Origin of the sequence: Rhodococcus sp. 05-2254-2, from assembly GCF_002259095.1 — a bacterium.
In the GTDB taxonomy this organism is placed as follows: Bacteria; Actinomycetota; Actinomycetes; order Mycobacteriales; family Mycobacteriaceae; genus Rhodococcoides.
The window spans coordinates 270,121-284,154 of record NZ_NOZJ01000008.1; the positions used below are offsets into that span (position 1 = coordinate 270,121).

Sequence of the window (14,034 nt, forward strand, 5' to 3'; positions counted from 1 at the left end):
CTAGGGTGGAGGTCCAGAGGAACAGAGAGCGAGTGACACAGTGGCTGAGCAAATTCGCCCCGTGACCCGACCACGGCTGTACGAGGTCATCGTCGAACAGCTGTGCAAGCACATCGCCGACCGCGAGATGAACCCCGGCGATCGACTTCCGCCCGAGCGCGAACTGGCCGGACACCTCGGGGTCAGTCGAGCATCCCTGAGCCAGGCCCTCGTCGCCCTCGAAGTACAGGGCATCCTGTCGGTCCGACACGGCGACGGCGCAGTGCTCGTACGACGGCCTGTGGGAGACATGGCAATTCGTGCTCTGCGCGAGCACGCAGACCGGCTCCCCGAGGTGATCGAGGCCCGCGAGGCACTCGAGGTCAAGCTCGCCGAACTCGCTGCCACGCGTCGCAGCGACGCCGAGATGGCCGCGATCGACCACGCCGTGTCCGTCATGGCCACCGAGATCACCGACGGCGATCGAGGAGACTCCGGCGACGAGTTGTTCCATCACGCCATCACCGAGGCGGCACACTCACCGCTGCTCGCCCGGCTCATGGGGGAAATCGCCGGCCTCATTCGCGAGACCCGCATCGAATCGCTGTCGCAGTCCGACCGCCCCCAGGCCTCGCTCGAGCATCACCGCCGCATCGCCGAGGCCGTGCGCAATCAGGATCCGGCCGAGGCAGGACGGGCCATGGCCGACCACATCCGACTCGTCTCGGACGTGGCACTGCTGCGTTCGGTCGACAGCTAGAGCTCCGGAAGCGGTCCCCCGCCAGCACCCTGTGGTTGACATCCGCGGCAACCCCGCGCCATCATTATTGGCACAGCGCCAATAAACCACAGATGCGCTTCGAGCCAAGGACCCACCATGACTGCACTCGCAGACCGCACCCCCGGCGACCTCACCACCGAGCTCGCCGACGTGCGACAGCTCGCCCGAGGATTCTTCGAGAAGGAAGTCGCGCCCCACCGCGAGGAGTTCGCGGCTGCCGGACGCCCCAGCCGCGAGGTCTACCGAACCGCAGGCAGTCTCGGACTGCTGGGCATGTCGGTACCCGAGCAGTACGGCGGAGGCGGGGGCGACTTCCGCCACGAAGCGGTGCTGTTCTCCGAGCAGGTGCGCTCCGGCGACTCGTCCATGCAGCTCGGTGTGCACAGCGGCATCGTTCCGCACTACATCCTGGCCTACGCCTCCGAGGAGAAGAAGCAGCAGTGGCTGCCGAAGCTGTGCTCGGGAGAGTGGATCGGTGCCATCGCCATGACCGAACCGGGCACCGGCTCGGATCTACAGGGCATCACCACCCGCGCGGTACGTGACGGCGACGACTACGTGGTGACCGGCGGAAAGACGTTCATCTCCAACGGAGCTCACTGCGATCTGATCATCATCGCCGCCAAGACCGATTCGTCCGCGGGAGCCCGGGGACTGTCGCTGCTCGTCGCCGAGGTCTCCGACGACACCGAGGGCTTCCACCGCGGACGCGTGTTGCACAAGATCGGCCAGAAAGGCCAGGACACAGCCGAACTCACCTTCGACGGGCTTCGTGTCCCCGCGGGCAACATCTTGGGTGAAGAAGAAGGCCGCGGCTTCGCGCAGTTGATGCAGCAACTCCCCCAGGAACGCCTCATCTGCGGCATCGCCGCCGCCGCGATGATCGATGCCGCCGTCGCGCAGACCGTCGAATACACCAAGTCGCGCAGCGCGTTCGGCAAAACACTGTTCGATCTGCAGAACACCAAGTTCGAGCTCGCCGAATGCGCCACCATCGGCCGCGTCGTGCGTACCTTCGTCGACGACGCGATGGCCAAGCACATCTCGGGCAGCCTCGACGTCACCACTGCAGCGATGGTGAAGTACTGGACCACCGACCGACAGTTCGAGGTGGTCGACCGTTGCCTGCAACTCTTCGGCGGGTACGGCTACATGGAGGAATACCCCATCGCCCGCATGTTCGTCGACGGCCGCATCGCGCGCATCTACGCCGGTGCCAACGAAGTCATGAAAGACCTCATCTCCCGTTCCCTGTAGAACTCGGCAATCTTGTTGCCCAGAAAGGCACCTCATGGAGGCATTCCTCTACGACGCGGTTCGCAGCCCACGTGGCCGCGGCAAGAGCTCCGGCTCACTGCACACCGTCAAACCGGTCGATCTGGCAGCGAACACGTTGTCCACGTTGCTCTCTCGACACTCGCAGCTCGATCCGGCCATGATCGACGACGTCGTGCTCGGTGTCGTCACCCCCATCGGCGATCAGGGCTGCGATATCGCCCGAACCGTCGCGATGGTTGCCGGCCTGCCGGACAGCGTTGCCGGCGTTCAGCTCAACCGCTTCTGCGGATCGGGTCTGGAGGCCGTCAACACTGCGGCGCAACGTGTTCGGTCCGGTTGGGATCAGCTCATCGTCGCAGGCGGCGTCGAATCGATGTCTCGGGTGCCGCTCGGCGCGGACGGCGGCGCCTGGCCGTGCGACCCGCTGACCAACTACGGCAGCTACTTCGTACCGCAGGGAGTCAGTGCAGACCTCATCGCGACGATCGAGGGGTTCGACCGCGACGAGGTCGACGCCTTCGCGGTGCGCAGCCAGCAGCGTGCGGCGCATGCCTGGTCGATGGGCCACTTCGAGAAGTCGGTCATCCCGGTGTTCGACGCGAACGGACGGCTGATGCTCGATCACGACGAGATCATGCGACCCGAGACCACCACGGCCGATCTCGCTGCCCTGACACCGTCGTTCGCCCAGATGGGCGAGCTCGCCGGGTTCGACGCCGTCGCGATGCAGAAGTACACCGAGGTCGAGCGCGTCGATCACGTGCACCACGCCGGGAACTCCTCCGGCATCGTCGACGGCACCGCGATGGTGCTGATCGGCTCCGAAGAAGCCGGGTGCACAGGCGGATTGACCCCGCGTGGACGCGTCGTGGCCGGTGTCGTCGCCGGATCGGACCCGACGCTGATGCTCACCGGCCCGGTTCCAGCCACCCACAAGGTACTGGCTGCGGCGGGGCTCACTCTCGACGACATCGCGATGTTCGAGGTCAACGAGGCTTTCGCTTCGGTGGTGCTCAATTACGCGAAGAAGTTGGACATCGACCACGAGCGCATCAACGTCAACGGTGGCGCGATCGCGATGGGCCACCCACTGGGCGCAACGGGCGCGATGCTCACCGGAATGGCCCTCGACGAGCTCGAGCGCCGGGACGAGCGCTACGCACTGATCACGCTCTGCATCGGTGCAGGAATGGGCGTCGCCACCATCATCGAGCGCCTGTGACCATCACGCGAGAGAACAACGACCCGAGGACGAGGACCTCGATGACCACAGCAACTCTGCGGACCCCCACGATCACCGGCGAGATCGGCACCGACCGCGTACTCGTGCTGACGATGGACGACCCCACGCAGTCCACCAACACGATGAACACCGCGTTCGGCGAATCGCTCGAGCAGACGGTCGACTGGCTCGAGACCAACCTCGACGCATTCGACGGCATCATCGTCACCTCGGGCAAGGATTCGTTCTTCTCCGGTGGCGATCTGGAATTGCTGCGCGACGCCGGTCCGTCCGACCACGCGGCGATCGCTGACGCCCTCGATTTCACCAAGGACAAGTTTCGTCGCCTCGAGAAGCTGGGCAAGCCGGTCGTGGCTGCGCTCGGCGGCACCGCACTCGGCGGCGGTTTCGAGATCGCACTGGCGTGCCATCATCGAATTGCGCTGAACAACAGCAGAGCTCGCTTCGGGCTTTCCGAGGTCACTCTCGGGCTCCTCCCCGGGGCCGGCGGCGTCACCCGGACGGTTCGGATGTTCGGCATCGTCAAGGCTCTGACACAGGTGGTGGGCCAGGGCCAGCGGTACCGGCCGACGCAGGCCCTCGAACTCGGACTGATCGACGAGGTCGTCGACACCGACGAGCAGATGATGGCACGTGCACGTGCCTGGATTCTCGCCAATCCCGACGCGTCACAGCCCTGGGACAGGAAGGGATTCACGATTCCCGGCGGCACCGCGGCCTCACCCGCAGTTGCTGCGCAGCTGCCTGCCTTCGCGGCAACGGTACGCAAGCAGGTCAAGGGTGCCCCGATGCCCGCTCCGATCGCGGTGGTTGCTGCGGCCGTCGAAGGGTCGGTGCTCGAGTTCGAGTCGGCCTCGCTGGTGGAAACCCGGCATTGCACCTCGCTCGCCTGCGGAGCGGTCTCGGGCAATCTGATCCAATCGATGTTCTTCGATCTGGGATCGATCAACAAGGGTGGCTCTCGTCCGACCGCCAAGCCGCGCCGAGTACCCGAGAAGGTTCTGGTGATCGGTGCGGGAATGATGGGTGCAGCCATCGCCTACGTCGTCGCCTCGGCTCAGGTTCCCGTCGTGCTGCGCGATGTCTCCATCGACTCCGCCGAGCGTGGAAAAGACTACGCGCGTTCGATTCTCGGCAAGGCCGTGGCGAAGGGACGCAAGACCCAAGCCGACGCCGACGCGGTTCTCGCGCTCATCACACCCAGTTCCGATGCAGCCGACGCCGAGGGATGCGATCTGGTCGTCGAGGCCGTGTTCGAGGATCCCGCCGTCAAGCAGGGTGCTTTCGAGGCTGTCGACAAGTACCTGACCGCCGACGCACTGCTGTGCTCGAACACCTCGACGCTGCCCATCACCCAACTTTCCCAGGGAGTCTCGCGCACCGCGGACTTCATCGGCACGCACTTCTTCTCCCCGGTGGACAAGATGCCGCTGGTGGAAATCGTTGTGGGAGATCACACCAGCGATTCCGCGCTGGCCCGCGCGTTCGACTTCGTTCGCTCGATCGGTAAGACTCCGATCGTCGTCGGAGACAGTCACGGCTTCTTCACCACCCGCGTCATCGGCCGGTTCATGGACGAGGCGATCTCGTTGGTCGCCGAGGGCGTGCACCCGGCCACCGTCGAGCAGGCAGCTCTTCAGGCGGGCTACCCGTCCGGAGCGCTGGCTCTGATGGACGAGATTTCGTTGACCCTGTCTCGGCACATCCGCGAGGGCATGGCGCAGGCCGCGCGCGCCGATGGTCGACCGTGGATCGTCTCGAACTCCTATGCCCTGGTCGATCGCATGGTCGACGAATTCGATCGCCCCGGACGCAAGGCCGGACGCGGCTTCTACGAGTACACCGAGGACGGCACCAAAGCCGGATTGTGGCCGGGCCTGGTGGAGCACTGTCACCGTCCCGATCACGGAATTCCGTTCGAGGACATGATGGATCGCATGCTGGTCGCGCAGTCGCTCGACTCGATCGCATGCCTGGACGAGGGTGTCCTGCGGACCGTCGCGGATGCGAACATCGGCTCCATCCTCGGCATCGGCTACCCCGCGTGGACCGGTGGCGTGCTCCAGTTCGTCAATCAGTTCGACGGCGGCATTCCGGGATTCGTCGAGCGGGCCGACCACCTGCGGGCACGGTACGGAGATCGGTTCGTCGTGCCGAGATCACTGCGCTCACGCACCGAGCGGTACCTCTGACGCCTCGCGACGTCGGTTCGGTGCAATCATGACAACCATGCCGGCTGCAAGTACACCCAAGTGGAATCGACTGGAACCGGACGAGCGACGGACGCAGATTTTGGCCGCGGCCGTTCGCTTGTTCGGCGACAAGCCTTATGCCGAGGTCTCGATGTCGGACGTCGCTGCCTCGGCCGGCGTCGCACGCGGGCTCATCCACCACTACATCGGGAGCAAACGCGACCTGTACCTCGAGTGCGTTCGCTTCCTGGTCACCGTGCCGCCGATCGAGGACGTGCACCTGCCGACGGGCTCGCTCGAGGACCGGGCCCGGGGCAGCGTCCACTGGCTGGTCGGCGTCATCGAGACGCACGGTACTGCCTGGGTGTCGGTGGCGAGCGGATCGGGTGTCGACGAGCAGGTTGCTCAGATTCTGGACGAGGCCGATGACCTGGCCGCCGAACGCGTCTTGGACGCAACAGCATTCGAGGGCAGGGGCGGTGACCGTCGAATCGCTACCTCGGCCGTGCGCGCGTTCGGCGGCATGGTCAAGGCCGCGGGCCGCGAATGGTTGGTGCGCGGCACACTGACGCGCGAGCAAGTCGAGATTCTGTTGACCGACGTGCTCGTCACCGTCCTCGGCACGGCGCGCTCCCTGGACGACGCCCGAGACCGTTAGCCGGACAATCCATTTCGGCGGTCCTTGCGAGCGGTAACCGCCTGTATCCACTATTGACACTGTGCCAACAAGGTGGAACTGTGGCGGTACTCACCTCGGGCACCCTCGCCCCCACTCGCACAAGGGACTCGCCATGTATCTCACTCAAGGCCTTCACCGCTCCGCGTCGAGCACACCGAACCGGGCAGCGACGGTGTTCGGCGATCGCGTTCGTACCTTCGCCGAGCAGCTCGACAGAGTGGCAAGACTGGCTGCGGGCCTGCACTCCATCGGCGTCGAGCCCGGCGATCGAGTTGCGATGCTGGCGTTCAACAGCGACCGGTACTCGGAGTACCTGCTCGCGGTGCCGTGGGCCGACGCCGTGCTCAACCCCGTGAACATTCGGTGGTCGCCCGTGGAGGTCGCGTACGCACTGAACGATTCCGACACCAAGGTCCTGCTGGTCGACGACACCTTCGGTGCCATCGTCCCGGCACTGCGCCCCGCATGCGCCGGCCTGCAGACCATCGTCCACTGCGGGGACGGGGCCACCCCCGAGGGCATGGTCTCGTACGAGGACCTCATCTCTTCCCACGATCCCGTTCCCGACGCGCGCCGCAGCGGCGACGCCCTCGCCGGCCTGTTCTACACCGGTGGCACCACCGGCTTCCCCAAGGGTGTCATGCTCTCGCACGCGAACCTCGTCACCTCGGGCCTGGGAACGGTGGCGACCGGACAGCTGCTCGACGACGCGTCGATCCTGCTCCATGCCGCGCCGATGTTCCACCTCGCCGATCTGGCCGCATGGGTGGGTCAGGTCATGCTCGGTGGCACCCACGTCATGGTTCCGTTCTTCGAGCCGACTGCCGTGCTCGGTGCCATCGCGACGCATTCGGTCACCGATGTGCTGCTGGTGCCCACCATGATTCAGCTTCTCGTCGATCACCCCACGCTGAGCGAATTCGATACCTCCTCCCTAAGCCGCGTGTTGTACGGAGGATCCCCGATCTCCGCGGGCGTCCTCGAGCGGACCCTCGCCCGGCTCCCGCAGGCCCGCCTCACTCAGGCCTACGGCATGACCGAGCTCGCACCGGTCGCGTCGCTGCTCTGGCCGGAACACCATGTGGGAGAACGCATCGGCTCGGCCGGTCGCGCGGCCCCGCACTCGGAGATCCAGATTCTCGGCCCGGACGACGAGCAGTTGGCCACCGGGTCCGTCGGCGAGATCTGTGTTCGCGGTGGACATGTGATGCTGGGCTACTGGAACAAGCCGGACGAGACCGCCGCGGCCGTTCGCGACGGTTGGATGCACACCGGTGATGTCGGCTACCTCGACGCCGACGGATTCCTGTTCGTCGTCGATCGACTCAAGGACATGATCATCACCGGCGGCGAGAACGTCTACAGCGCCGAGGTCGAGAGCGCACTGAGCTTGCACCCCTCGGTGCTGGCGTGCGCCGTGATCGGTGTTCCCGACGGCGAGTGGGGCGAACGCGTTCACGCCTGTGTCGTGCTGGCCGAGGGGTTCTCGCCTGATGTCGAGGAGCTCCGCGATCACACCCGAACTCTCGTTGCCGGCTACAAGACCCCGCGCACCATCGAGTTCGTCACGGCACTGCCCATGAGCGGCGCAGGCAAGATCCTCAAGCGCGAACTGCGGGACGCCCACGTTGCGAAGGATGCGCTCGGAGCTTCCCTGTGACCAGCCAGGTCCGTACGCGAGCCACCTTCGATTCGATCTCGCCCATCGACGACAGCCCGATCGCCTCGTTCACCGTCGATTCGGCGGAGTCCGTCGCGCGAACGGTCGGCCTCGCGCGGAGGGCGCAGCGCACCTGGGCGGCACTACCGCCGCGCACTCGCGCCCGGCACCTGCGGGCCTGGCGACACGAGATCTGGAGTCACCGCGCCGAATTCATCGATCTGATCCACCGCGAGAACGGCAAACCGGCCGACGATGCGCTGCTCGAGATCGTCCTGACTCTCGAACATATCGCCTGGGCGGAAAAGCAGGCACCGCGACTCATGCGATCGCGCAGAGTGAACCCCGGCGTGCTGCTGGCGAACTATTCCGCACACGTGGACAAGGTCGCTCTCGGCGTGGTGGGCGTCATCGGCCCGTGGAACTACCCGCTCTACGCACCCAACAGTGCGATCGGTTCGGCTCTGGCCGCAGGCAACTGCGTGGTGTTCAAGCCCAGCGAGTACACCCCCGCGGTGGCGGCTCGCTACGTTCGCGCCTTCCATGAGGCCAATCCTGCTCTTCCGCTGGGCATTCTGTCTCTGGTGACCGGCTACGGCGACACCGGTGCCGCACTGTGTCGCTCGGGTGTGGACAAGATTGCGTTCACGGGCTCGACGAGAACCGGATCGAAGATCATGGCCACGTGCGCCGAGACGCTCACCCCGGTGGTTCTCGAATGCGGCGGTAAGGATCCGGTGATCGTTGCAGCCGACGCCGATATCGCCGCGGCTGCCGAGGCGGTGGCGTGGGGTGCATTCACCAACGGCGGCCAGACGTGCGTCGGAGTGGAGCGGGTTTACGTCGAGCGCAGTGTCGCAGCCCAATTCACCGGGGCCCTCGTGCAGCACGCCCGTGCCATCGCGCCCGGTGGCGATGCGTCGGCCACGTACGGACCGATGACGATGCCCAGCCAGATCGACATCGTCCGGCGTCACCTCGCCGATGCAGAGGCGGCCGGTGGCCGAGCACTGATCGGCGGACTGCCGTCGATCGGCGAGCGATTCGTCGGACCCACCGTGTTGGTGGACACGCCCGAGAACTGCTCGGCCGTTCGCGAGGAAACGTTCGGCCCCACGGTCACCGTCCGTGAGGTCGACAGCGTCGAGGAGGCGATCGAGCTGAGCAACGATCATCGGTACGCCCTCGGCGCATCGGTGTTCTCCCGCTCGCACGGCAAAGGGATTGCGGCGCAGCTGGTGTGCGGTCAGGCCACCGTCAACTCGGTGATCGCGTTCGCCGGAATGGGATCGGTTCCGATGGGCGGCGTCGGTGCCAGCGGCTTCGGCCGGGTACACGGCGACGAAGGGTTCGCCGAGTTCTGCCGCACGCACAGCCGCGTCACGAAGCTGTTCGATATCCCCGGATTCGAGTTGGTGACGCTGCGACGCCGACGGTGGGTCATGCCGCTGATCGACCGTGTGCTGGGGCTGCGTCACCGCCGCTGAGAGATCAGCGCACCGATTTCACCTGCCAGGTCACCGCTGCCCCGAGTGCCGCCAGTACCCCGACCGCCGTGAACAGTGCCGGGTATCCACCGACGGTGGAGAGGAACACACTGGCGAGCAGCGGTGCCAGGGCAGGTGGAACGATCGCGCCGATGTTCATCACGCCGAGATCGGTCGCCCGACTGTCGGCGGACGGAAGGACCCCGGTCACCAGTGCCTGATCGACGGCCATGTACGCGCCGAATCCACCGCCCAGCAACGCCGCCGAGACGAACGTCGCATCCATCGTGGGATGTATCGCCAGGACGAAGCCTGCGACAGCCTGCATCGATGCCGCAACCGCCACGAAGATCTTTCGGCGACGCATCCGGTCCGACAACGGCCCGAAGGTGAACGTGCACACCACACAGGCGATCAGGTAGACGACGGTCACCTCGAGCAGCGATCCCGTCGGATCGGCGACTCGAAGACCGTCGGTGAGGAAGAACAGCAAATAGCAAGTGCCGAGCGAGTTGGCCACGTTGACCAGGATTCGACCCCCGAAGGCCCACGCGAAGTCGCGGTGACGCAACGAATCGATAAGTGAGACAGTGATGCTGCGCAGACTCAACAGCGCTGTCGGTGCACCGGTTTCGCGATACGTCAGCAGAAACGGCACCGAGCAGATCACCAGGGCGAGCGCCACGGCGAGGTACCCGCCCAACACCGACAGGGCAAGCGTGGACACCAGCGCCAGGCCCGCCACCACGCCTACTGCCTGCGGTGCATAGATCGCACTCGACACCGTTCCGCGCTGCTCGTCCGGCACACGATCGGCCACCACGGCCGTCAACCCCGCTGTGGCAGCACTCAATCCGAGCATTGCCACCGACCACGCCGTCCCGATTCCGAGGACGGTACTCTGCAGCCCGGTGACCACCAACGCACCGGCGAAGAACAGGACACCGCCGCCGAACCAGACGCGCCGTCGCCCCAACCTGCTGCGCGTTCGATCGCACAGCGACCCGCACACGGGTAGACCGATCAGGAGCACCACGGCAGAGACCGCGTTGATCACCGCGAAATCGAACACCTTCGATTGCGGATCGATCTCTTGCAGACGCTCGGGCAGAAGCAGCTGCAGTGGAACCAGATTGGCCATCCAGTAGCCCAGCCACGCCACGGAGAACACGGCAATCCAGAGCGGGCGTACCCGGGTGGTCATCGGTCAGTCCCCTCGCACGGGTGCCGCGGTTCCGTAGGCACGGCGGACCACCTCGTCGAGGGTCGCGGCCAGCTGCGCTTCGGTCATGGCGCGCGGCGTCGCCACCGACGCAGCGGAAAGATAGAGCCCGCAGAGCCATTCGAGCAGTTCGATGTTCGACAGCGCCGAATCGAGATCGCGACCGGTGGCCACCGAGCCGTGGTGGGCCATGATGACCGCAGACCTCGAACGCATCGCCGCCACCACCGCGTCGGCGAGCTCGGTGGTACCGAACGGCGCGAACGGCACCACCGGGACGGTCCCACCCAGGGCGAGTTGCGCGTAGTGCACGGGCTGCAGTTCGTCCGCGACGAGCGAAAGAGCAACGGCCGCAGAAGAGTGCGCATGCACCACAGCCCGAACCTCGGACGACGCGTAGATGCCCAGGTGCAAGCCCAGTTCCGAGGTCGGTTCGCATGCACCGGCGCGCACGACGGCGTCCATACCGACAACCGTGATGTCCTCGATCGTCGCGTCCGCCAACACCAGCCCGGTCGCCGTCACCGCCACCACATCACCCGCGCGTGCACTGACATTGCCTGCGGTGCCGAGCACCAGGCCCCGTCGGCCCAGGTGCCGGGCGGTCGTTGCGACGGACTGCCGTAGCTCGTCGACGTCGGCCGGCATCAGATGGTCCTGCAGGTGCGCGCGAACTTGCGAACGAATTCGAGGTCGTAGGTGCCGAAGTCGGTTCCGAGGCCCTGCGCCACTTGCGCAGCGGTCGCATTGCCCAGTTCGGCAGCCTCGACGGCGTTCATGCTCAGGGACAGGCCCCGAACGAACCCGGCCGAGAACGCATCTCCGCATCCGCTGGTGTCCACCACGTCCACGGCATACGCGGGGACCTCGACGGCCGAGTTGTTCGTGACCACGAGAGTGGGCGAGGCCCCCGCGGTGGCCACCACGCAGGACGCTCCGAGCTCGAGCAGTCGACGACACCCGTCTTCGACGGTGGCGCAGCCGGTCCAGCCGAGGACCTGCTCGTCGTTGGGCAGCAGGTAGTCGACGTGGGGCAGCGCGGCGGCGAACGCGCCGAGTCCTTCCGGAACGGACGGTGCCAGGCTGTCGACGGTGACGACGACGCCGTCCTCGTGGGCGCGGCGCGCGATGTCGCGGGCGGTGTCCGGTCCGAAGAACTCGGGTCCGCCCAGATGCAGGAAGTCGACGTTGTGGAACATGTTCCACGGAACATGCTGGGCAAGATAGCCGTTGGCTCCGATGACGTGCAGAGCCGGCCGCGATCCGTCCGGCCTGATCGGCAACACCGACGCCGAGGTCTGCACTCCCTCCATCCGATGGACGAGCGAGACGTCGATACCCTCGTCGGCGAGGAGCTGCAGTAGAAACGTACCTGCCGAATCAGCGCCGACGACTCCCGCGGTGTGCACCGCGGCACCCAGCCGGGACAGCACCAGTGCCGTTCCCGCGGCTGTGCCCGCGGCGGACATCGCGATCTGCTCCGCCAAAACCGCCGTCTGACCGTGCGGAATCTCGGTCACCGGCCGCACCAGGGTGTCGAGTATGTGCACCCCGAGGGTGAGGACTTCCGCGGGTTCCCTCATCGGATCGTCGCGGTTCGCTCGGAGAGGATCAGCGCCTCGAGGTTGCACATCGAAATGTCGAATCGTGCGGACATCCCGGCGGTGGCGATGGGTCGCACAATCCGTCCCAGCCAGCGCGGGGAGACGTCGAACCAGAATTCGAAGGTCATCGCGGTCGAGGTCCCTCCGCTGAGCGGTGCGAAGCGAAAGACGTTGGCCACATTGGTGAGCGGCGCGAATCCCTGACCCGAATCGATTCGCAGTCGGTTCGGTTCCAGATGCCGGACGGTCCACGTGGCGTTGGTGGTGAAGCGGCCGAGTGCCGCCACTTTCTCGGTGTAGACGCCACCTGTTCGTGCGGTGCCGTGATGAGCGGTGACGGCACGGACGTCGGACACCCATTCCGCATAGCGGCTGGTGTCACCGGTCAGTGCCCAGACCTCCTCGGGGCTCACCGAGAGTGTGCGATGGGCCGAGACTACGAAGCGTTGTTCCACGAGAGTTCTCCTTCGGTCGAAAGTATTTCTGCTGCGGCCTTTTCACCCGATCGCACGGCACCGTCCATGTATCCGTTCCAATAGTCGGAGTGCTCGGCACCGGCCCATCGCACTCGGCCGAACGGAACATCGCGCCACCGTCCGAGCCCGGTCAACACTCCGGGGGTCAACACCGCGGTCGGCCCGCCGCGGGTCCACTGTTCTTCGGTCCAGTCCAGTTCTATCCACTCGGTCGGTTCGAGTGCGCGCGGACCCACCACCGAGGCAAAAGCGCGCAGCACTTCGCCGCGGCGCTCGGATTCGTTGCCCTCGGACCAGTTTCGGCCGCCTCGATGGCGCGCGCCCCAGGTGCCGACGAATCCCATCAGCACTCCATGGCTTCCGTCGGGGGGCGAGTTGTCGAACATCGAGGACACCGGTACGTCGCTGTCGCGAAAGAGCGCCTGGCCGGAGAGCCCGCTCGTGCGCCAGAACGGTTCGGGATACACGGCCTCGCACTTGGCCAATCCACCGAAGTTCATCCGCTGGAACAGTGCTTCCTGCGCCGCGGGCAGCGCAGGGCTCCAGTCGATTCGGGTGGCCAGAGCGGGCGGAATCGCGACGACGACCGATCGGGCAACCCACGACTCGGTATCGCTGTGCACCACCACGCGGTCCGGATACTGCTCCACGCGGCGCACGGGAGTATCGAGGCGGACCGAATCACCGAGTCGCGACACTATTTCGATGCAGATCGCCTGTGAGCCACCGAGAAATCGCCACTGCTGCGCTCCACCGGCGACACTCATCAAGCGGTCGACGGTGCCGGGGGTGTACTCGTTGCCTGCCCCGGCCACGTACGCCAGGCCGAAGAGCGCCGACACATCGGCTGATGTGCCGCCGAACACCGAACCGAGCAGGATGTCGAGCAGTTCCACACCGCCGTGGGTGGCCGAGTGCTTCCGGGCCCAGGTGGCGAGAGTCTGCGTGTCCCACTCGGATGCACGCGGTGCCGACCACGGTCTACCCACGGGGATCTGCCCGGCGGCCCGATCGATTCGCGCCACCAGCATCCCGACGTCGGGTAGCGCCGCCAGATCCGGCGGCACTCCGCCGTCGAAGCGTCGGGCGCGTCCGTTCTTGACGTAGACGCTCGATCCGATGTCGTAGGCGGGAAACGTCCCGACGCCCACGGACGCGGCCAGGCGGAGAATGTGGTCCTGCGTCGGACCGACGAACTGTCCGCCGGTCTCCACCACCGCGTTCTCCCCGAGTGCATGGTTGACCGTCCGTCCGCCCACCCGGTCTCTGGCCTCGAGAACCTGGACGGTCAACCCTGCGGCCGTCAGGTCCCTGGCGGCAGTCAGACCCGCGAGTCCTGCGCCGACGACCACCACGTCCACACGCGAGGCTTCCGAGATCTCGTTCATCGGTGCTCCTTTCCGGGCTGTTCGATGTAGCGGCGACAGTAACTC

At 66.2% G+C, this 14,034-nt stretch carries 12 protein-coding genes; 7 read left to right on the top strand and 5 right to left on the bottom strand.

The genetic code is table 11. The features are described 5' to 3' along the window. The first annotated feature begins 40 nt into the window (after nucleotides 1-40). From CH283_RS11370 to CH283_RS11400, 7 genes are all read left to right on the top strand, one after another. Entirely contained in the window at nucleotides 41-739 is a 699-nt protein-coding gene (locus CH283_RS11370) for a FadR/GntR family transcriptional regulator (RefSeq protein ID WP_094638861.1), read from the top strand. Between the two features lie 117 nt (nucleotides 740-856). Then, nucleotides 857-2,017, top strand: a complete 1,161-nt coding sequence (locus CH283_RS11375) for an acyl-CoA dehydrogenase family protein (RefSeq protein ID WP_094638862.1) — start codon at nucleotides 857-859, stop codon at nucleotides 2,015-2,017. A 34-nt stretch (nucleotides 2,018-2,051) separates the two neighbouring features. Beyond that, nucleotides 2,052-3,260 (top strand): acetyl-CoA C-acetyltransferase, encoded by a 1,209-nt coding sequence (locus CH283_RS11380; RefSeq protein WP_094638863.1) that lies wholly within the window; start codon nucleotides 2,052-2,054, stop codon nucleotides 3,258-3,260. Between the two features lie 41 nt (nucleotides 3,261-3,301). Beyond that, a complete protein-coding gene (locus tag CH283_RS11385) occupies nucleotides 3,302-5,473 on the top strand; it encodes a 3-hydroxyacyl-CoA dehydrogenase NAD-binding domain-containing protein (protein WP_094638975.1) in 2,172 nt (723 codons plus the stop codon). Between the two features lie 28 nt (nucleotides 5,474-5,501). Further along, the gene (locus CH283_RS11390; protein WP_306437437.1) at nucleotides 5,502-6,131 is read left to right on the top strand and encodes a TetR/AcrR family transcriptional regulator; all 630 of its coding nucleotides are present in this window, start codon (nucleotides 5,502-5,504) and stop codon (nucleotides 6,129-6,131) included. Nucleotides 6,132-6,264: 133 nt separating this feature from the next. Then, nucleotides 6,265-7,812, top strand: coding sequence for an acyl-CoA synthetase (locus CH283_RS11395; protein ID WP_094638865.1), 1,548 nt, complete (start codon nucleotides 6,265-6,267; stop codon nucleotides 7,810-7,812). Next, on the top strand, nucleotides 7,809-9,299 hold the full coding sequence (locus CH283_RS11400; RefSeq protein ID WP_094638866.1) for an aldehyde dehydrogenase family protein: 1,491 nt from the start codon (nucleotides 7,809-7,811) through the stop codon (nucleotides 9,297-9,299). Before CH283_RS11395 ends, CH283_RS11400 begins: the two co-directional genes overlap by 4 nt. A 4-nt stretch (nucleotides 9,300-9,303) precedes the next feature. On the opposite strand, the gene CH283_RS11405 is transcribed toward CH283_RS11400, so the two are convergent. The 5 genes from CH283_RS11405 to CH283_RS11425 are packed head-to-tail and all read right to left on the bottom strand — an operon-like array spanning nucleotide 9,304 to nucleotide 13,989. Further along, nucleotides 9,304-10,503, bottom strand: a complete 1,200-nt coding sequence (locus CH283_RS11405) for an MFS transporter (RefSeq protein ID WP_094638867.1) — start codon at nucleotides 10,501-10,503, stop codon at nucleotides 9,304-9,306. A 3-nt stretch (nucleotides 10,504-10,506) separates the two neighbouring features. Next, nucleotides 10,507-11,169, bottom strand: a complete 663-nt coding sequence (locus CH283_RS11410) for a class II aldolase/adducin family protein (protein ID WP_094638868.1) — start codon at nucleotides 11,167-11,169, stop codon at nucleotides 10,507-10,509. After that, entirely contained in the window at nucleotides 11,169-12,104 is a 936-nt protein-coding gene (locus tag CH283_RS11415) for a carbohydrate kinase family protein (RefSeq protein ID WP_094638869.1), read from the bottom strand. The genes CH283_RS11410 and CH283_RS11415 overlap by 1 nt, the downstream gene beginning before the upstream one ends. Next, nucleotides 12,101-12,580, bottom strand: a complete 480-nt coding sequence (locus tag CH283_RS11420) for an SRPBCC family protein (RefSeq protein ID WP_094638870.1) — start codon at nucleotides 12,578-12,580, stop codon at nucleotides 12,101-12,103. The genes CH283_RS11415 and CH283_RS11420 overlap by 4 nt, the downstream gene beginning before the upstream one ends. Beyond that, nucleotides 12,562-13,989 (bottom strand): flavin monoamine oxidase family protein, encoded by a 1,428-nt coding sequence (locus CH283_RS11425; protein WP_094638871.1) that lies wholly within the window; start codon nucleotides 13,987-13,989, stop codon nucleotides 12,562-12,564. Before CH283_RS11425 ends, CH283_RS11420 begins: the two co-directional genes overlap by 19 nt. Nucleotides 13,990-14,034: the final 45 nt, after the last annotated feature.